The 17,358-nt window shown below is 57.3% G+C and carries 21 protein-coding genes and 2 tRNA genes; 15 read left to right on the forward strand and 8 right to left on the reverse strand.

The window, feature by feature from the left end; genetic code table 11:
* Positions 1 to 148 precede the first annotated feature (148 nt).
* Positions 149 to 811 (forward strand): hypothetical protein, encoded by a 663-nt coding sequence (locus JNM42_RS17140; protein WP_294273048.1) that lies wholly within the window; start codon positions 149 to 151, stop codon positions 809 to 811.
* Positions 812 to 986: 175 nt separating this feature from the next.
* Here JNM42_RS17140 and JNM42_RS17145 read toward each other — a convergent pair whose 3' ends face one another.
* Positions 987 to 1,250: a Txe/YoeB family addiction module toxin gene (locus JNM42_RS17145; protein ID WP_294273051.1), complete on the reverse strand. Its 264-nt coding sequence runs from the start codon at positions 1,248 to 1,250 to the stop codon at positions 987 to 989.
* Entirely contained in the window at positions 1,243 to 1,497 is a 255-nt protein-coding gene (locus tag JNM42_RS17150) for a type II toxin-antitoxin system prevent-host-death family antitoxin (protein WP_294273053.1), read from the reverse strand. The genes JNM42_RS17145 and JNM42_RS17150 overlap by 8 nt, the downstream gene beginning before the upstream one ends.
* A 269-nt stretch (positions 1,498 to 1,766) precedes the next feature.
* Here JNM42_RS17150 and JNM42_RS17155 point away from each other — a divergent pair, with 269 nt between their 5' ends.
* The 3 genes from JNM42_RS17155 to JNM42_RS17165 all read left to right on the forward strand — a co-directional run bounded on the left by JNM42_RS17155 (position 1,767) and on the right by JNM42_RS17165 (position 3,320).
* Positions 1,767 to 1,934 carry a hypothetical protein gene (locus JNM42_RS17155; protein ID WP_294273056.1) on the forward strand — a complete coding sequence of 56 codons (168 nt, stop codon included), beginning with the start codon at positions 1,767 to 1,769 and terminating at the stop codon, positions 1,932 to 1,934.
* A 4-nt stretch (positions 1,935 to 1,938) separates the two neighbouring features.
* The gene (locus tag JNM42_RS17160) at positions 1,939 to 2,634 is read left to right on the forward strand and encodes a Spy/CpxP family protein refolding chaperone (RefSeq protein WP_294273059.1); all 696 of its coding nucleotides are present in this window, start codon (positions 1,939 to 1,941) and stop codon (positions 2,632 to 2,634) included.
* A gap of 113 nt (positions 2,635 to 2,747) precedes the next feature.
* The gene (locus JNM42_RS17165; protein WP_294273061.1) at positions 2,748 to 3,320 is read left to right on the forward strand and encodes a heme-binding protein; all 573 of its coding nucleotides are present in this window, start codon (positions 2,748 to 2,750) and stop codon (positions 3,318 to 3,320) included.
* On the opposite strand, the gene JNM42_RS17170 is transcribed toward JNM42_RS17165, so the two are convergent.
* The 3 genes from JNM42_RS17170 to JNM42_RS17180 all read right to left on the reverse strand — a co-directional run bounded on the left by JNM42_RS17170 (position 3,271) and on the right by JNM42_RS17180 (position 6,398).
* Entirely contained in the window at positions 3,271 to 3,639 is a 369-nt protein-coding gene (locus tag JNM42_RS17170; protein ID WP_294273064.1) for a hypothetical protein, read from the reverse strand. The genes JNM42_RS17165 and JNM42_RS17170 overlap by 50 nt on opposite strands.
* 151 nt (positions 3,640 to 3,790) lie before the next feature.
* Positions 3,791 to 4,597 (reverse strand): EcsC family protein, encoded by an 807-nt coding sequence (locus tag JNM42_RS17175; RefSeq protein ID WP_294273066.1) that lies wholly within the window; start codon positions 4,595 to 4,597, stop codon positions 3,791 to 3,793.
* Between the two features lie 142 nt (positions 4,598 to 4,739).
* Positions 4,740 to 6,398 carry an ATP-binding domain-containing protein gene (locus tag JNM42_RS17180; RefSeq protein ID WP_294273069.1) on the reverse strand — a complete coding sequence of 553 codons (1,659 nt, stop codon included), beginning with the start codon at positions 6,396 to 6,398 and terminating at the stop codon, positions 4,740 to 4,742.
* A gap of 169 nt (positions 6,399 to 6,567) precedes the next feature.
* On the opposite strand from JNM42_RS17180, the gene JNM42_RS17185 reads away from it, so the two are divergent.
* The gene (locus tag JNM42_RS17185; RefSeq protein ID WP_294273073.1) at positions 6,568 to 7,110 is read left to right on the forward strand and encodes a hypothetical protein; all 543 of its coding nucleotides are present in this window, start codon (positions 6,568 to 6,570) and stop codon (positions 7,108 to 7,110) included.
* Positions 7,111 to 7,304: 194 nt separating this feature from the next.
* Here JNM42_RS17185 and JNM42_RS17190 read toward each other — a convergent pair whose 3' ends face one another.
* Together JNM42_RS17190 and JNM42_RS17195 are read right to left on the reverse strand one after the other, a co-directional pair.
* A complete protein-coding gene (locus JNM42_RS17190; protein ID WP_294273076.1) occupies positions 7,305 to 8,024 on the reverse strand; it encodes an RES family NAD+ phosphorylase in 720 nt (239 codons plus the stop codon).
* Positions 8,002 to 8,385 carry an MbcA/ParS/Xre antitoxin family protein gene (locus JNM42_RS17195; RefSeq protein ID WP_294273079.1) on the reverse strand — a complete coding sequence of 128 codons (384 nt, stop codon included), beginning with the start codon at positions 8,383 to 8,385 and terminating at the stop codon, positions 8,002 to 8,004. Before JNM42_RS17195 ends, JNM42_RS17190 begins: the two co-directional genes overlap by 23 nt.
* Before the next feature lie 313 nt (positions 8,386 to 8,698).
* On the opposite strand from JNM42_RS17195, the gene JNM42_RS17200 reads away from it, so the two are divergent.
* The 10 genes from JNM42_RS17200 (at position 8,699) to JNM42_RS17245 (ending at position 16,432) form a co-directional block, all read left to right on the forward strand.
* Positions 8,699 to 8,775: transfer RNA gene (locus JNM42_RS17200), tRNA-Val, on the forward strand.
* Positions 8,776 to 8,828: 53 nt separating this feature from the next.
* Complete coding sequence (thrS, locus tag JNM42_RS17205; protein ID WP_294273081.1) at positions 8,829 to 10,745, forward strand: threonine--tRNA ligase; 1,917 nt, start codon at positions 8,829 to 8,831, stop codon at positions 10,743 to 10,745.
* A 26-nt stretch (positions 10,746 to 10,771) separates the two neighbouring features.
* Positions 10,772 to 11,293, forward strand: coding sequence for a translation initiation factor IF-3 (gene infC / locus JNM42_RS17210; RefSeq protein ID WP_366504471.1), 522 nt, complete (start codon positions 10,772 to 10,774; stop codon positions 11,291 to 11,293).
* Positions 11,294 to 11,392: 99 nt separating this feature from the next.
* On the forward strand, positions 11,393 to 11,590 hold the full coding sequence (gene rpmI / locus JNM42_RS17215) for a 50S ribosomal protein L35 (RefSeq protein WP_294248717.1): 198 nt from the start codon (positions 11,393 to 11,395) through the stop codon (positions 11,588 to 11,590).
* Positions 11,591 to 11,601: 11 nt separating this feature from the next.
* On the forward strand, positions 11,602 to 11,961 hold the full coding sequence (gene rplT / locus JNM42_RS17220; RefSeq protein WP_294273084.1) for a 50S ribosomal protein L20: 360 nt from the start codon (positions 11,602 to 11,604) through the stop codon (positions 11,959 to 11,961).
* Positions 11,962 to 12,211: 250 nt separating this feature from the next.
* Positions 12,212 to 13,258, forward strand: coding sequence for a phenylalanine--tRNA ligase subunit alpha (pheS, locus tag JNM42_RS17225; RefSeq protein WP_294273087.1), 1,047 nt, complete (start codon positions 12,212 to 12,214; stop codon positions 13,256 to 13,258).
* Positions 13,259 to 13,283: 25 nt separating this feature from the next.
* A complete protein-coding gene (gene pheT, locus JNM42_RS17230; protein WP_294273090.1) occupies positions 13,284 to 15,659 on the forward strand; it encodes a phenylalanine--tRNA ligase subunit beta in 2,376 nt (791 codons plus the stop codon).
* Positions 15,660 to 15,671: 12 nt separating this feature from the next.
* Positions 15,672 to 15,974 (forward strand): integration host factor subunit alpha, encoded by a 303-nt coding sequence (locus JNM42_RS17235; RefSeq protein ID WP_294273092.1) that lies wholly within the window; start codon positions 15,672 to 15,674, stop codon positions 15,972 to 15,974.
* Positions 15,958 to 16,344 (forward strand): MerR family transcriptional regulator, encoded by a 387-nt coding sequence (locus JNM42_RS17240; protein WP_294273095.1) that lies wholly within the window; start codon positions 15,958 to 15,960, stop codon positions 16,342 to 16,344. The genes JNM42_RS17235 and JNM42_RS17240 overlap by 17 nt, the downstream gene beginning before the upstream one ends.
* 11 nt (positions 16,345 to 16,355) lie before the next feature.
* Positions 16,356 to 16,432: transfer RNA gene (locus JNM42_RS17245), tRNA-Pro, on the forward strand.
* Positions 16,433 to 17,133: 701 nt separating this feature from the next.
* Here the strand turns inward: JNM42_RS17245 and JNM42_RS17250 are convergent.
* The coding region (locus JNM42_RS17250; protein WP_294273098.1) for a hypothetical protein at positions 17,134 to 17,358 on the reverse strand (225 nt) is incomplete at its 5' end.

The raw sequence follows: 17,358 nt of genomic DNA on the forward strand, positions 1-17,358 counted from the left end.
TTCCCCGTATTGCCTCCAGGCCAACCTTCGCCTTGAATTCCGATGAATACGCATTGCGCTTCTTTGCTTCGCTCATATATCCTCATTTCGTTCGACAGCACACAGCTTAAACCGCTGTCTCAAAAACGGGGACCACTTTAGGGAAAACATGACAAAACTTACACTTGTGCTTGTGATCGTCGTTGCAACTACGCTTGCAACGGGCTGCGCGACCGTTACCAAGGGCACCACGCAGCCAGTCACGCTACACACGGATCCCGACGGCGCGACGTGCGACGTGACACGCGAGCTCAAGAATGTGGCGAGTCTCAGCGCCACACCAGGGCAAGTCCTTGTGGACAAGGCATGGGGATCGATCGACGTCTCGTGCCGCAAGTCGGGTCACCAGCCGACAGAGGTACGCGTAGACTCCGAGGTACAGGGATGGACCTTCGGCAACATCCTGATCGGCGGCATCATCGGGTTCGCGGTTGACGCAGCGAGCGGTGCAATGCGGCAGTATCCGCAGTTCATCATGTTGACGCTCGTGCCGGAGGAGTTCGAAAGTACCGAGGACCGTGATCGCTACTTAAACGAGCGCCTCTCGCGGTTCGAGGAGGAGGCAGCGAAGGCTGCCCAATTGCTCGACAAGAACTGTAGCGCGGATGCCTGCGCTGCCGAGCGCAAGGCGTTGCAAGAAACGAAAGAGCGACGTGTCGCGTTACTCCGCGAGCGTGTGGACAAGGCGCGGATACGGACGCCGGCTGCTGCAGGCACGCCATCAGCGATTCCATCGAACGTGCCCTCGGCAGTGAAGTTGCCTGATGGATAACGGCGGCGGCACCGGCAACCTGCCTAGCCGAAAGCGCCGAAAGGTATCAGCGTGAATTCCAGATTTCATCAAGGTTAAATGACCTCGTCGGCATGGTCGGATGACCGAAATTTAATGACTAACTTTAACGACGAACGGCAGGAACTGGCCGGAAGCATTCAGCATCTCGCCATGCTCAGTCGTAATGATACCGGCATGCAACGATCACCAGATTGCCATCATCCATCAAATAGACAAGCCGATTGACATCATCGATCCGGCGCGTCCATAGGCCGGAGAGATTTTCTTTTAGCTGCTCTGGTTTGCCGATTCCGGAAAACGGCTCTCGCAGGCAATTCTTGATCAGGTTGTTGATCCGTTTGAGTGTTTTGCGGCCCTGGCCCTGCCAGTATTCATAATCTTCCCAGGCAGCAAATGTCCACGTAATGCGGTCAGGCATCGAGTAGCGCTTTACGGGTCAACTTGCCTCGGCGGTGTTGCTCAATGGACTTGGCAAGATGAGCAGCGTTGGCCGGTGACTTCAGCAGATGAACGGTCTCCATCAGGCTGTTGAAGGTATCCAGCGACATCACGACGGCATCCGGCGCATCTCGCCTGGCAATCACGGTGTAATCGGCATCATCAATCACCTGATCGATAACCTGTTTGAGGCTGTTGCGAGCTTCTGAAAAATTAACGACGCGCACAATGTTCTACCTGTGCAATATATAGCACAAGTCTAGTCGAAGACCAAAGTTTTTCTAAAGGGAAATAGTCGTGAATTCACCCGAATCAACATCGTGCGCAGAAACACATCGTAGTTCGGGTTATGCCGTGTAGAAAATACCTTGGCAGACACTGCGCTAACCCGAATGGAATACAAGCGAACTTCATCGCCAATCATGAGATCTGTTAATCCGGCGTTAACCTCGCGACGACTACACTGTCTTCACTCCATTAACCGAAGACAATCCAGATGAAAACTCAATCCACGATACCCGCCAGTCTGTTTCATCAATTCGTCAGTTTATTCCTGGTGACGATGACCCTGATCTTCCTCACGGTGCCCTACACTCTGTCCAGGCACCCCGGCGAATTCTTGCCGGCCGGGTCGACCCAGGCCTTCAGCACTTTGAGCAAATAGCTTGTTGTACCTTGCTGTACCTGGAGTGGCCGGAGGATGGATGGATAGACTGGCAACCGCCAGCGCTCAGAAAAATCGAGCAAACAGGAAAAACGCGGTCTATGTACGCCAGCAGACAGAACGATCACTGAAAACACCTTATCTTCGAACGCGAGTCATCCATTGGCTCACTGAATTTCCAACTTCTTTCAAAAGGAAAATCGCCATGAACAGCTATCGCATTCTCGTTTCTTCCATACTCCTGGCTTCGAGTCTTGGGGTTGTTGCCGCACCGCTTGTTTCCGACCCACAGAACTGTGGCCCCATGGGGGCACGCGGCGAGAATTGGGAACATCGTGCCGGAAACATTGAAATGCATCACCAGAAACTTCACGCCGCCCTGAAGCTGATGCCCGACCAGGAAGGCGCCTGGAAGAAGCTGATGGATTCCGAGCCGGCCAGGGCAAAAGTTGCACCGGGCAAGTCCGAAGACTGGTCGAAACTGACGACCCCGGAACGTGCGGATAAAATGCTCGAACGCATGAAGGAGCATCAGGCCCAGCAGACTGAACATGTTGCGGCGCTCAAGGAGTTTTACGCGGTGCTCACTCCTGAGCAGAAGAAGACCTTCGACGAGTTCCATTCCACGCCGCGCGCAGGAATGCGTGGGAAGCAGCAGAATCGTTCTTCAAGCTCAGCAATTGCGCCCACCAAACCCTGATCTCCTGACCTTTTTTCGAAGCGACTGGCGGCCGGGCCGCCAGTACCGATAAGATGATCAAATACATTCTCCTGAGCCTGATCCTTACATTCGCCAATCCTGGAGGCCCTGCCATGGCTACCGAAGAACCGGTATTCAAACTTGTCCTTCAGACGGAGGCGTTTGAAGTGCGGGAGTATCCCGCGCTCATTGCTGCTGAAGTCAGCGTTGACGGAGATCGAAGCGAGGCGGTGAATGCGGGATTCCGGCTTCTTGCAGGCTACATCTTTGGCGGAAATACGCGTAGTCAAAGCATTGCCATGACGGCGCCCGTCATTCAGGCACCTCCGGCCGGTGAAAAAATTGCCATGACGGCGCCAGTAACCCAGACCGGCAATGCCGATGCCTGGGTAATTCGCTTCATCATGCCGAGCAGCTATACCCTCGATACGCTTCCCACACCCAACGACCCGAAGGTGCAACTGAAAACCCTGCCACCCTCGCGACTTGCCGTTGTGCGATTTTCCGGCCTGGCTCATGAAGCGGACATCGCGCAGAAAACCGCCGAACTGATTGACTTCATCGCCGCCAACCACCTGCGTGCAGCCGGCCCACCCTCGCTTGCCCGCTATAACCCGCCATGGACACTCTGGTTTCTCAGGCGCAATGAAGTGATGATTCCACTGCAGGTGGAAACTGCGCATTGACCCTGGGCAGGTCGTCAAGAGCAATGGTTTGCGCATGTCGGGTTAGCGGCTTTTCGCGTCTTCCCAACCGAAAGGGGTCACCCATTAGCCGGTCAATGATGTGCCTGGCACAGCGCACGGCCGCCCGCAGCGGTTCGCCGGACATCGATCCGGAACGGTCGATGACCAGCGACAGGTGGTAGGGTTTGCGTTGCTTCGTCGTGGCCGGATCGGGATCGGCCTGCACGCGCACCAGGAAGCGAAGCTTTTGCGCCACACCGTGGATCAGGGCGGGTTTGAGCGGATTGATAAGGACTTGTGGGGTGTTGGTATCTGGCATTGGGTCTCCTTGCTGCCGGGCATGATTGCCGGGGCATGGGAGGTACAATATCGGGTCAGGGGCTCACAGGACGAGCCTGTGGATGATGCGCAGGAATTTATTTCAGGAACTCTTCGGGTGATACGCCCGGCGCCACCCGCTGAAGGAGCGTCTAAGGCTTTGTCTGTTTCAATTCCTGATATTTCTGGCGGACGATCCTATGACCATACTTTTTCTCCAGGCGGCGTACGATGAAGTGGCCGCGCGCCATGTTCTGGAAATGATCGATAAAGACAGTATTGATTACCGCGCCGCCAATGGCACCAACGACAGGGACAAGCTGGGACGCCGCTTTCTCGGTGACGTTGATCGAGTAGCGCTGTGCGATTCGGGTGATCAGCCGGACAATGACCGGGGCACTGCCTTTTTTTAGACCATTCTGGGCAATATGTGTAGCCGCCTCGGAGACGGCCTTGCTCATGGCTTCTCTGGCGACAAAATAGCCGATTTCAGCCCCGTCGTCGATGCTGGAATCGCCGCCCAGCGCCAGGACTTGCACGCATTCGAGCTGGATTTGAATGTCATGCAGGTCGGCGCCTTCGCTTCTCGCCACATCGGCAATCGAGCGCATGATGATGGTCGTTGAAATGGGCAGTTCGATGGTCAGGGCAAGCACGCCAAACGCACCGCCGACCGCGCCGGTGGTTGCCGTGGCCGCCAGATGCCACCAGTTTGAGGCTTCCGGAGTTTCCTTGCCCGACTCCGGGTCATGATGGGCAAAGGTTTTCAGCGAAAGCGTTAATGCGCCCTGTATCGCCTTGTGTGTGGCAGAGACAATGGCCTTGGTGGCTTTGTCAGGCAAACGCGCGATGGCCTTTTCAATCGGGCGGCCGACAAAACCAGCCACTTTCGCACCGAAACCCGGATTTTCGAGAAGATTGACCGCCGTTAGGAGGTCGCATAGGTCGGTTTGATTCATGCGGTAATTCCTGGGTGTTGCCTTTCATTGAGGCGCCGGGATTGATCCCGTAGGTCGGGTTAGCGTAGCGTAACCCGACACAGCCTGGCGGGTACGGATGTCGGGTTACGCTGCGCTAACCCGACCTAAAAATTCTTCAAATTCAACAATTCTTCGCCTCCGGATCATCAAGGCGTTCGATCAGTTTTAGCGCGGCGCGTTGCGAGACGATCATCGTCAATTTCATGGTCGCCCGGGTTACGCCGACGAAGAGCTTGCGCAGCGCCAGGTCATCGAGCGTCGCGAAATCGATTTCAGTGAAAATGATACACGGTGCCGCCTGCCCCTTGAAGCGATAGACCGAATCCATCGGGACATCGCCTTCGCTAAAAACCGGATTGCCAAACAGATCGTAGCACCCCGTGAATGTTCGCAGGGGATAGCTGCCAAGCCGGTCATAGGGCGTCAGCAGTGAATTCTCGCGGCCACGGTAGGTGACGAGCGCGATCATGTCGCGCTTGAAACCCGCCGCGATGCACTGGGTGATGGCGCGTTTGGTCTGGGTGAACAGATCCGCCGGATCGGCATAGGTGACGATGTCGACTTCGGAACCGTTCAGCGGGCTTCCCGCCTCGACACCCTGCCCGTTCGGCAACAGGCGATTGAGTTTCCCGAGAATATCCTGCGGGCTGCGGTAGTTGGTTTCCGAGCGGATCACGACCCAGCCCGGCAGTTCCACGGGTGTGCGAGCGTAGAGGTTCTGCATCGGATCTTCCAGCCACCAGGCACGACCCGGCGCACGCAACAGTTTCAGCAGGTTGTCTTTCCATGAGGCCTGGAAGTCCTGCCCTTCGTCGATGATCACCTCGTCGAACAACCAGCGTTCAGTCGGCAGGTAATCATCCAGAAAGCTTTCCAGGCGGGCGAAGGCGCTGGGCTGGGTAAAGTCGGGAGTGTGTCCGGCATCGCGGCAAATCCGGTCGGCCAGTTGATGGTAAGTCGCCACCTCGCCAGCGGACGGAGCGATCAGGGCGACGTGATCGGCCAGCGGGCGGTTGTAGCAGACATACAGCGGCCGCCGCCCGGCGGCCAGGGCATCCCTGAACACCGCCAGCGCCAGTTGCGTCTTGCCGGAACCAGCCGTACCGATCACGCGCAGGCGAAAGGGCTCGCATTCGATCTGCCGCGCCCACTGGGAAAGCCCCCCCGACAAGCGCGTGTAGAGGGTTTTCGCCTGTCCAACAAGTGCATTGACCTCGGGCACCAGTTTGAGCTGATCGCCGAGGAAGCGGTGCAGCCTGTCGATCCGCTTATTGACGGGCTCATCGGCAGGCAGGATGCTCTGGACGATGTGCACCAGACGATCGCGTCGTGGGGCGTCGACGATCCGTTCGGGATCGATACCGGCGGAACCGGGTTGCTTGACGATATAGTCCGGGCAGTAAAGCAAAGCGTCGACAACAAACCCCGCCTCCGGGCAAAAATTCCGAAGCCGGGAATGCAGCGCTTCGCTTGTTCGCCGCATCTGGAAAGCGACCGATTTTTCCCTGGCGGCATAGATCTTGACCAGGCCCTCCGGGGTTTCGGAGAGGAAGCCCGATTTCTGCTCGATCAGGAGCAGTTTTCCGGCGGGGCTGACGATGGCGAAATCAATCTCGCCAACGAGTGCGCAGCCTTGCTGGATACGCGTCCAGTGCACGCCGTGATAGACGGTGTAGTCGTCCGGCAGGCCGGCAGCGAGAACCTCCAGTGTTTCGATTTCGCGCTGAACTGCGCCGAGCGCCGACATCTCGCGCCAGCCTTCGGGGATAATCCTGGCCATGGGCAGACTTCCGGGGGCAGATGGATTCGAGGATCATACCAGCGTATTGAACCGCGGTCGGCCTGGTCTGACCGGTGGCAAATCGAACTACTGGTTTCAAAACCAATCGGTGGGCTCACCTGTTGAGCCTGCAACAAGTCATAATTCGGCAAAACAACCAGGAGAACCCATGACGCCCGTCGATCAGAACGTCACCAGCCGCCTTTATGTCTCAACCTATACCGGCAAACAGTTCTATCCCCTGGCGCCGACGCCGGAGCAGATCGACATCGAGGACATTGCGCACGGGCTGGCGTATCAGTGCCGTTTCAACGGGCAAACCCGTTACTTCTACTCAGTGGCCCAGCACAGCCTGATCGTTGCCGACCTCGTTGCGCAGGATCTGCGAGCGGCGGCCTTGCTGCACGATGCCGCCGAAGCCTACATGGGTGACATGGTGAAGCCGCTGAAGCAACTGTTTCCGCTGTATTCGGAGATTGAGTCAAGGGTGATGAGCGTCGTCGGTCTGCGCTACGGCATCGGGAACTTCGACGATCCCGCCATCAAGCGCGCCGATCTGATTGCTCTGGCCATGGAGAAGCGGGATCTGATGCCCAATTCCAGTGAGCCGTGGGATTCGCTCAAAGGCATCGTTGCCAGCCCGATCCGGATTACTCCGATGTCGCCGCAGGAAGCGAAGGCCGCGTTTCTCTTAGCTTTTCAGTCGGTTTGACAAACACCCGACGAAACGACAGCGCCAGTCTCAGAGTCTGTGAATTAATTGATAAACACCTCCCAAGCCGTCATTCCGGCGAACTCCGGAATCCAGTGCCTTCCTCTGATATCGATTAAAACAATCAGATAAACGAGCTGGACCCCGGCTTCCGCCGGGGTGACGAGCGTGGAAATCAGGTAGTAGTGTTTTTTTCACAGACAGTACCTGAACTCGAAGCTGTCGTTGTTCAGCGATCGTTGCCAGACGCCAAGGTTGGGCGGCTGAATGAACAGGTTCCAGCTCTGCTGGTGGTGCCTGAAGGGCGACTGGACCGCCTTGAAGACGCGAGGCGTCAGGATGGCCAGACAGCGGCCCTCGGGGCCGTTTCTCGCCGACTCGCTACGGATCATCTCGACTCCGTCCTGGCGTAAGCGGGCGGCCAAGGCCTGTGTCTGACCATAGTCGCCGGGGTGAATCCAGTCAGTGCGCCGGTTGACGAAGGGCGGTTTGGTCAGGTCGACCATGGCCGGGGTCGATCCGTGGAATTCAAAGAGCGTTAGCGAAATGCTTGTCGTTCTGGCCGACAGTCCTTCGCTATCCATCCAGAACTTCAAGCGCCAGTACCCCAGTTCGATGCAGGCTGTCCTGACGTCTTCGGCGCCATAGAATACGCCGGGATCGAGTCGGCCACGGAACCGCGACCCGGACGGTGGCGGTGCCCGATAGCGGAAGGGCGTGCTCAACAGAAAATGTAGCCCCTCGGCCTCATCGGGAAGCACCGGCTTGACCTCCTCGATGATGTCTTCAAGGAGTGCCTGGTTGCCCAGGTGGCCATGCATCAGACCGAGCGTCGCATTGCGGTGCTGGGCTTCGACAGCCCGCCAGCCCGAACCCGTCCAGGTACGCGCCTCAGACGGAAGCGCGGTGGGCATCGATGTACTCGCAGGCATGGACCAGGCCTTGCACGTTCTTGATCGCGCCGATCGGCCACTGGTCGCCAAAAGCACGGTTGTTCGAGCGTAGCCAGTCTTTTGCAAGCGTATCGCTGTTGCCGACGAGCGAGAACAAACCTCGGTACATCCGGATGAAAAGCGCGCCGAGTTCCCATTCCTTCGAGCCTTCCCTGATCGTGTAGCGACCGTTCATCAGTCTGGAGGCAACGGGCTGGCTTAGCCCAATGATCTTTCCGAGGTCTGTCGGTCCGATGTCCAGGTGACGGGCCGTTTCGGCGACGGCCGTGCTGAGAACCTTTGATCGACTCGCCGCTGCCGGGTTTGCCTGTTCATGTGCCATGATTTACCTCAGTATATTTGATGTGTTTATTATTCTATGGAATTTTATTATTGATATTGCTTGTTATTGGATATTATTTCGCGTGATTAACCATTCCTTGTCGGTGACAAGGCAAACATTGACGCCAGCCAGATTCTTGCCAACCTGACTAAGCCGTGCTTTCTGGATTCCGGCTTGCGCCGGAAAGAGCGTGAATCCTGGCCTCGGGCCACGAGTTCAACTGCGTGGCTAATCAGCATAAATGTTGACTTGCCCTGCCGCGCCCGTATAATTCTGCCTTCTTTGATGTCGCTGGAAGCTCGTGCGGCAATGAAGGCGCGTAGCTCAGCTGGTTAGAGCACCACCTTGACATGGTGGGGGTCGTTGGTTCGAGTCCAATCGCGCCTACCAAACTATTAAAGCCAGAGCGAGTCTCTGGCTTTATTCATTTCTGGGGTTGCAAGATGCCGGTCATTACTCTGCCTGATGGTTCTCAACGGGAGTTCGCGCAGGCCGTCACGGTTGCTGAAGTGGCACAAAGCATTGGCGCCGGCCTGGCACGCGCGGCGCTTGCCGGCAAGGTCGATGGACGTCTGGTCGATACCTCGTTCCGCATCGAGAGCGATTCCCGAGTCGGCATCGTCACCGACAAGGATAGCGAAGGCCTTGAGGTCATTCGCCATTCCACGGCACACCTGCTGGCTTATGCGGTCAAGGAGCTTTTCCCGGAAGCCCAGGTCACCATCGGGCCGGTAGTCGAGAACGGCTATTATTACGACTTCGCTTACAAACGCCCGTTCACCCCGGAAGACCTGGTGGCCATCGAAAAACGCATGGGCGAACTCGCCAAACGGGACATCCCGGTCGCTCGCGAAGTCTGGAAACGCGATGATGCGACGGCGTTCTTTAAGTCGATCGGCGAGCACTACAAGGCCGAACTGATTGCCGCCATTCCTGAAGGCCAGGAGGTTTCGCTGTATCGCGAAGGCGACTTCGTCGACCTCTGCCGCGGCCCGCACGTTCCCTCGACGGGCAAGCTCAAGGTCTTCAAGCTGATGAAGGTGGCCGGCGCCTACTGGCGTGGCGATCAGCGCAACGAGCAGTTGCAGCGCATTTACGGTACGGCATGGGCCAAGAAGGAAGAGCAGGACGCTTACCTGCACATGCTCGAAGAAGCCGAGAAGCGCGACCACCGTCGCCTGGGCCGGCATCTCGATCTGTTCCACCTGCAGGACGAGGCGCCGGGGATGATCTTCTGGCACCCCAAGGGCTGGGCGATGTGGCAGCAGATCGAGCAGTACATGCGCCGCGTCTATCAGGACAACGGCTATCAGGAAGTGAAGTGTCCGCAGATTCTGGAACGTTCGCTGTGGGAGAAATCCGGGCACTGGGAGAACTTCAAGGACAACATGTTCACCACCGAGTCGGAAAAGCACGAGTACGCGATCAAGCCGATGAATTGTCCGGGGCACATCCAGATTTTCAACACCGGGTTGCGCAGCTACCGCGACCTGCCGCTGCGTTATGGCGAATTTGGCTCCTGCCATCGCAACGAGCCTTCGGGGGCGCTGCACGGCATCATGCGCGTGCGCGGATTCACCCAGGACGACGGCCACATTTTCTGTACCGAAGACCAGATTCAGACCGAAGTGACAAACTTCAACGATCTGGTGCGCCAGGTCTATGCCGATTTCGGTTTTTACGACGTGGTGGTCAAGCTCGCACTACGCCCGGACAAGCGTGTCGGTTCGGATGAAGTCTGGGACAAAGCCGAGCTGGCCTTGCGCGAGGCGCTCAAGGCGTCCGGGCTAGTGTGGGATGAACTGCCGGGCGAAGGTGCATTTTACGGCCCGAAAATCGAGTTTCACATCAAGGATGCGATCGGTCGCTCGTGGCAATGTGGAACGGTACAGGTCGACTTCTCGATGCCGCAGCGTCTGGGCGCCGAATTTGTCGGCGATGACAACACCCGACATACGCCGGTCATGCTGCATCGCGCCATTCTGGGTTCGCTCGAGCGCTTCATCGGCATTCTGATCGAGAACAGTGCCGGTGCCCTCCCCCTGTGGCTGGCGCCGGTTCAGGCGATCGTCCTCAACATCTCGGAAAAGCAGTCCGACTATGCCGAATATGTTGCAAAAACGCTACGGCGCAAAGGTTTGCGCGCCGATGCGGATTTGCGCAACGAGAAAATTACCTATAAAATACGCGAACATAGCTTGAACAAGCTGCCGTACCAAATTGTTGTAGGTGACAAGGAAGTTGCAGCAAATCTGGTTGCCGTGCGTACACGCGGCGGTCAGGATCTCGGGCAAATGCCGCTCGAGGCACTGATCGAGCGACTTCTCTCGGAAGTCGCGGCGCGAAGTGGCACGGCTTAATTTTTTTCAGCACAAGGAGCGGAACCATCGCACTGCAAAAGGCGCAACGCGTTAACGAAGAAATCAACGCACCGGAAATTCGACTGGTAGGGGTAGAAAGTGAAGCGCTCGGAATCATGAGCGTCCGCCAGGCTTTACAGTTGGCCGAGGAGGCCGGAGTTGATCTGGTCGAGATTGCCCCGATGGCGCAACCTCCGGTTTGCCGGATCATGGACTACGGCAAATTCAAGTACCAGGAACAAAAACGTCAGCATGAGCAGAAGCTCAAGCAAAAGCAGGTTCAGGTCAAGGAAGTCAAGTTCCGCCCGGGTACCGACGAAAACGATTATCAGATCAAGCTGCGCAACATGGTGCGCTTCCTGCAAGAAGACGACAAAGTCAAGGTGACCTTGCGCTTCCGTGGTCGTGAAATGGCCCACCAGGAGATCGGCATGCGCCAGATCGAGCGGATCAGAACCGATCTGCAGGATTTTGCCGCCGTCGAGCAGATGCCCAAGATGGAAGGCCGGCAGATGGTAATGATCCTGACGCCTAGCAAAAAGAAGTAGTTTCAGCAGTTTTTAGTTGCAACGCCCACAAGTGGTATCAGGTCAAAAGAACTCCCGCCGGGAGACACCTGCGTCCATGTTAATAAACAGGAGCATTCAATGCCCAAAATGAAGACCAAGAGTGGCGCCAAAAAGCGCTTCAAGGTCAGCGCGAGTGGCCGTATCAAGCGCGGACAGGCGTTCAAACGCCACATCCTGACCAAGAAAACCACCAAAGCCAAGCGTCAGTTGCGCGGCATGACCGGAGTGCATGACTCCGACAAGGCCATGGTTCGCGCCATGCTGCCTTACGCTTAAGGAGAGCAAAGATGCCCCGAGTTAAACGTGGTGTAACGGCGCGCGCGCGCCACAAGAAAATCATTGCACTGGCCAAGGGTTACCGCGGTCGCCGCAAGAATGTCTATCGCATCGCCAAACAGGCGGTAATGAAGGCCGGTCAGTACGCCTACCGTGACCGTCGGCAAAGGAAACGTCAGTTCCGTACCCTGTGGATTGCCCGTATCAACGCGGCCGCCCGGGAACTCGGCCTGAAGTACAGCACCTTCATGAACGGCCTCAAGAAAGCGCAGATCGAAGTCGACCGCAAGGTGCTGGCGGATCTGGCTATTTTCGACAAGCCGGCATTTGCTGCTCTGGCCGTTCAAGCCAAAGCTCAACTCGGCGCCTGATTCAACGCGTGTAGAAAAGGGAGGCTCGCGCCTCCTTTTTTTTCGGTGAACTCGGGAATTGAAATGAATCGTCTTACCGATCCAACCTGCAACCCGCCCAGCCCCCTTGTCAGGGGGGAGGGACGGCACACCGTTCTCCTCCCCTGACAAGGGGATGCCGGGAGGGGTTTTGGGGAGGCGGGAAGTGTTGGATGACGGAGTATTCCAGCTTCGAGGGTGGCGCCGCCATGGCCATTAGGTTAAAAAATTCATGCAGAACCTTGATCAAATAGCACAGGACGCATCGTCGGCTTTTGCGGCGACTGACGACCCGGATACACTCGAGCAAGTCAAGGCGCGTTTCCTTGGCAAAAGCGGCCAGATTACCGAACTGCTCAAGGGAATGGCCAGGCTCTCGCCCGAAGAGCGCAAATCGACCGGCGCGGCGATCAATCGCGCCAAGGAAGCCATCGAGTCAGCGCTGAATGCCCGCCGTGAAGCGATCCGGCGTCTGGCCCTCGAAGCCCGCCTGGCCGAAGAATCACTCGATGTCACCCTGCCCGGCCGCAGCGAGTCGCGCGGCGGCCTGCACCCGGTGACACGTACCCTCGAACGCATCGAAGCCTTGTTCCGCTCGATTGGCTTTGAGGTCGCTGACGGCCCGGAAATCGAGGCCGACTTCCAGAATTTCACGGCGCTGAATACACCCGAAGATCACCCGGCGCGTTCGATGCATGACACCTTCTACCTGCTCGACGAAAACGGTAAGGTCGCCGAGGACATTCTGCTGCGCACGCATACCAGCCCGATCCAGGTGCGCTACATGCAGGCGCATGTGGCGAAATACGCCCATCTCGAAACGATGCCGGAAATCCGCATCATTGCGCCAGGCCGCGTCTATCGCGTCGACTCCGACGCCACCCACTCGCCGATGTTTCACCAGGTCGAAGGACTGTGGATCGGCGAGAACGTGAGCTTTGCCGACCTCAAGGGCGTCGTTGCCGACTTCCTGCGCCGCTTCTTCGAGAGCGATGACCTGCAGGTCCGTTTCCGTCCGTCCTTTTTCCCGTTCACCGAACCTTCGGCCGAGATCGACGTGGCGTTCATGAGCGGCCCGCTGAAAGGTCGCTGGCTGGAAATTGCCGGTTGCGGCATGGTGCATCCGAACGTTTTGCGCCACGTCGGCATCGATCCGGAAAAGTACATCGGTTTTGCCTTTGGCATGGGGCCGGATCGGCTGACCATGCTGCGTTACGGGGTCAATGACCTGCGCCTTTTTTTCGATGGTGATCTCCGCTTTCTGCGCCAGTTCATCTGACCGCATTTGCTGATACGGATCCTTCATGAAATTCTCTGAATCCTGGCTGCGCTGCTTTGTTAACCCGAGCCTTACCGGCGAGGCGTTTTCTCACCTGCTGACCATGGCCGGCCTCGAAGTCGAAGAGGAGCAACGCGTCGCGCCCGCCTTCGATAAGGTGGTCGTGGCGCGCGTGCTCGAAGTCAACAAGCACCCAAACGCCGACCGGCTGAATGTATGCCAAGTTGATATCGGCAGCGGCGCAGCGCAACAGATCGTTTGCGGCGCAACCAACGTCGCACCCGGTCTCAAGGTGCCTTGCGCCCTGCCCGGCGCCAGACTGCCCGGCGACTTCACCATAAAGGTCGCCAGGGTGCGCGGCATCGAGTCCTCGGGCATGCTGTGCTCGGCCACGGAACTCGGCATTGCCGAAGACGCCTCCGGCCTGCTGGTCCTGCCCGACGATGCGCCGGTCGGCCAGGACATTCGCGCCTGCCTTGATCTGGACGACCGCCTGCTGACGCTGAAACTCACCCCCAATCGTGCCGACTGCCTGTCGCTCACCGGTGTCGCGCGTGAAGTAGCGGCTTTGACCCGTACGCCGGCGACTTACCCCGAATGTGTTGCTGCGCCGGTCAGCATCGCGGACCGACGCCAGATCGTTCTCGATGCCCCCGAGGCCTGCCCGCTCTACTGCGGCCGCGTCGTGTCCGGCGTCGACGGCCGGGCGGCCACTCCCGACTGGATGAAGCGCCGCCTGGAGCGCAGCGGCCTACGCTCGATTTCCGCGCTCGTCGACATCACCAACTACGTCATGCTTGAGCTGGGCCAGCCACTGCACGCTTTCGACAACACCCGGCTCGCTGGCGCCATACACGCACGCATGGCGCGAGCGGGAGAAAAGATCCAGTTGCTCAATGAGCAGACGCTGGAACTTGCGGACGACGTTCTGCTGATCGCCGATGACAAACACCCGGTGGCGATGGCCGGGATCATGGGCGGCGAAGACAGCGGCATCACGCTGGACACGCGCGAGATGTTCCTTGAATCGGCGTTCTTTGCACCGAAGGCAATTGCCGGACGCGCCCGTCGCTACGGGTTCGTGTCGGATGCATCGCACCGCTTCGAGCGCGGTGTCGATTTTGGCGGAACACGGCGTGCGCTCGAACGCGCCACCCGGCTCATTCTCGAGATCTGCGGCGGACAGGCCGGGCCGCTGTGCGAAGCCGAAGCGGCCTTGCCGCAAAGGCCAGCCGTCCGCCTTCGTCCGGCGCGCGTAAGCAGGGTTCTTGGTGTGACCTTTGCCCCCGAACTGATCGGTGAGCTTTTTTCGCGTCTCGATCTGGCCTTCAAACGTGAGGGCGATGACTTCATCGTCATACCGCCGAGTTATCGCTTCGATATCGAGATCGAAGAAGACCTGATCGAAGAGATCGTCCGCCTTTACGGCTACGACAACATTCCATCGCCGGCCCCGCGCGCGGCGCTGTCGATGCTGCCGCAAAGCGAGGAGACTCGCCCCTTGACCCGGGTTCGACAGATCCTCTCGGATCGCGGATTTCAGGAAGTAATCAACTTCGCCTTTGTCGAAGAATCCTGGGAAACTGACTTTGCGGCCAACACGGCGCCGATCCGCCTGGCCAACCCGATCGCCAGCCAGATGAGCGTGATGCGCTCGACGCTGATCGGCGGACTGGTGGCCAATGTCGTCACCAATCTGAAGCGCAGGCAAAGCCGTGTCCGCGTGTTTGAGACCGGCCGCTGCTTCTTGCGTGACAAAAACGGCTTCCCGGTCGAAGGTTTCCGCCAGCCGTGGAAAATCGCCGCTCTGGCTTACGGCAGTGATCTCCCCGAGCAATGGGGAAGCGCCACGCGCAACGTCGATTTCTTCGATATCAAGGGTGAAGTCGAAACGCTGCTGGCGCCGCTAGTAGCCCGCTTCGAGAAGGTCGTTCACCCGGCCCTGCATCCGGGTCGCAGCGCGAGCGTGAATGTTGACGGCAAGGTGATCGGCCTAGTCGGCGAACTGCATCCGCAATGGCTGCAGAAATACGATCTTCCGCTGGCACCGCTGCTATTCGAACTCGATCTCGATGCCCTGACTCTTGCCGCATTACCACAATACAGCGAGATTTCACGGCAACCCCCGGCCATCCGCGATCTGGCCATCGTCGTTGATCAGAAACTCGAATTGCAGGCCCTCATGGACGGCATGGCGGCCCATCGGCCATCCATCATTCAGGACATTCGACTGTTCGATGTTTACACCGGAAAAGGCATCGCCGCTGGGGAAAAAAGTCTTGCATTTCGTATAGTTATGCAAGATACTCAAAAAACTTTGCAAGATGCGGAAGTCGATGCCGCAGTGCAACAACTGATGTCTTATTTGCAGCATGCCTTCGCGGCACAGCTTCGCGTCTGACAGGGAAAAGACATGACGCTTACCAAAGCAGAACTCGCTGATTTACTGTTTGAAAAAGTCGGCCTCAATAAACGTGAGGCCAAGGATATGGTCGAAGCCTTCTTCGAAGAGATCCGGAACGCGCTTGAACGCGGTGACGGTGTGAAGCTCTCGGGGTTTGGCAATTTCCAGTTGCGTGACAAACCACAGCGCCCCGGACGCAATCCGAAAACCGGAGAGGAAATTCCGATCACCGCACGGCGCGTCGTGACTTTCCATGCTAGCCAGAAGCTGAAGGGTGAAGTGGAGCTCTCCTACAATGGATCAGAGTCTTAAAGATTCCGGCAAGGAGCCTTTGCCGCCCATCCCGGCCAAACGCTACTTCACCATTGGCGAAGTCAGCGAACTGTGTGGCGTCAAACCGCACGTCCTGCGCTATTGGGAACAGGAATTCACCCAGCTCAAGCCAGTCAAGCGGCGCGGCAACCGGCGCTATTACCAGCATCATGAAGTATTGCTGGTACGCCGCATTCGCGAACTTCTCTACAGCCAGGGCTTCACCATCAGTGGCGCCCGTCATCGCCTCGACGATGCGCCCAGCGAAGCCCAACCCTCCACTCTGACCCCCGAATTCCTTCGCGACGAACTACTTGAGATCGCTGAAATGCTCCGAATCGGAGACAAACCAGCGTCATCTGGTTTATAATCGTTGGCTGTCGGGGCGTAGCGCAGCCTGGTAGCGCACTTGCATGGGGTGCAAGGGGTCGCGAGTTCGAATCCCGCCGCCCCGACCAGTAAAAACAAGCAGTTAGCCAATCCTTCGGGGTTGGCTTTTTGCATTTTTTAGGCATGAAAATAAAAAGTGCCCAACAAAGTGCCCAACAGTTTATTTTACAGCTCGGGCAAGATCTCATAGAAATCAATGGCGGGATATTTTTTAAATTATGTCGTTAGTTCAATTCATCTGAACAGATAGCTGACCTTCAAAGGGCCGCTCCACTCTAAAACCTGCCAGACGGTCAATTCACACTATTAGGCCATTGCCGACATTCGGTCAGCAGCCCGCATCGGTCAGCAACGCACCGGTTACCAGCCATTCAACCTTAAGCTGCATCCAAGACCAGCTTTCTAGCTTGGCGAACGCGAACTACAGACCCTTAGCAGCCCGAAGACATCGTAAAATTTCCGCTGCCTTAAAGTGATGTAAGCGACGGCCTCGTCGTAGTCTTTGAATGACAATAGCCGCTTATCTACACAATAGGTAGGCACTGGCGACTACGGGCGTAGTCACCGACGGCCCACCCGTTGTGCCACCATCCTTGGCTTCCTCGCGCCATATCCTCCGCAGGCATTGCCTTGTCCGGCACCAAGTAGTGCTTGCTGTACTGTGAAATGCCATGCCAAAGGCTTTTGTGGTGCATTTTGTAGCCATCGACATGGATAACCAGATGGCCCACCAGTGGAGAGTCTTTTTTCTGAATCATTGCGGGAGCTCTTACTTCTTATCACGCCAATCTTTGTTGTAAAGAAGATCGTTGTGGCCCAATTTCAGGACTGTGAATTTCTTAATACGCTGTTCAGTTTGAGAGCCAAATTTTCTCGCTTCGTCAAAAGACAAGAAAATTTGCTTTGCTTTGATAGCAGCCAAAATTCTAAGTATTCGCTTTGTGGCGGTTACTTCAACGTTCTTGTAGACAACAGAATCATGTATAGCAAACGG

The organism is Propionivibrio sp. (genome assembly GCF_016790145.1).
Lineage (GTDB): Bacteria > Pseudomonadota > Gammaproteobacteria > Burkholderiales > Rhodocyclaceae > Propionivibrio.

Bases quoted from the DNA above. Each gene is read 5' to 3' on its own strand.
- JNM42_RS17140 (WP_294273048.1), top strand. From the start codon at position 149: ATGACAAAACTTACACTTGTGCTTGTGATCGTCGTTGCAACTACGCTT.
- JNM42_RS17145 (WP_294273051.1), bottom strand. From the start codon at position 1,250: ATGCCTGACCGCATTACGTGGACATTTGCTGCCTGGGAAGATTATGAA.
- JNM42_RS17155 (WP_294273056.1), top strand. From the start codon at position 1,767: ATGAAAACTCAATCCACGATACCCGCCAGTCTGTTTCATCAATTCGTC.
- JNM42_RS17165 (WP_294273061.1), top strand. From the start codon at position 2,748: ATGGCTACCGAAGAACCGGTATTCAAACTTGTCCTTCAGACGGAGGCG.
- JNM42_RS17170 (WP_294273064.1), bottom strand. From the start codon at position 3,639: ATGCCAGATACCAACACCCCACAAGTCCTTATCAATCCGCTCAAACCC.
- JNM42_RS17175 (WP_294273066.1), bottom strand. From the start codon at position 4,597: ATGAATCAAACCGACCTATGCGACCTCCTAACGGCGGTCAATCTTCTC.
- JNM42_RS17180 (WP_294273069.1), bottom strand. From the start codon at position 6,398: ATGGCCAGGATTATCCCCGAAGGCTGGCGCGAGATGTCGGCGCTCGGC.
- JNM42_RS17185 (WP_294273073.1), top strand. From the start codon at position 6,568: ATGACGCCCGTCGATCAGAACGTCACCAGCCGCCTTTATGTCTCAACC.
- JNM42_RS17190 (WP_294273076.1), bottom strand. From the start codon at position 8,024: ATGCCCACCGCGCTTCCGTCTGAGGCGCGTACCTGGACGGGTTCGGGC.
- JNM42_RS17195 (WP_294273079.1), bottom strand. From the start codon at position 8,385: ATGGCACATGAACAGGCAAACCCGGCAGCGGCGAGTCGATCAAAGGTT.
- thrS (WP_294273081.1), top strand. From the start codon at position 8,829: ATGCCGGTCATTACTCTGCCTGATGGTTCTCAACGGGAGTTCGCGCAG.
- rpmI (WP_294248717.1), top strand. From the start codon at position 11,393: ATGCCCAAAATGAAGACCAAGAGTGGCGCCAAAAAGCGCTTCAAGGTC.
- rplT (WP_294273084.1), top strand. From the start codon at position 11,602: ATGCCCCGAGTTAAACGTGGTGTAACGGCGCGCGCGCGCCACAAGAAA.
- pheS (WP_294273087.1), top strand. From the start codon at position 12,212: ATGCAGAACCTTGATCAAATAGCACAGGACGCATCGTCGGCTTTTGCG.
- pheT (WP_294273090.1), top strand. From the start codon at position 13,284: ATGAAATTCTCTGAATCCTGGCTGCGCTGCTTTGTTAACCCGAGCCTT.
- JNM42_RS17235 (WP_294273092.1), top strand. From the start codon at position 15,672: ATGACGCTTACCAAAGCAGAACTCGCTGATTTACTGTTTGAAAAAGTC.
- JNM42_RS17240 (WP_294273095.1), top strand. From the start codon at position 15,958: ATGGATCAGAGTCTTAAAGATTCCGGCAAGGAGCCTTTGCCGCCCATC.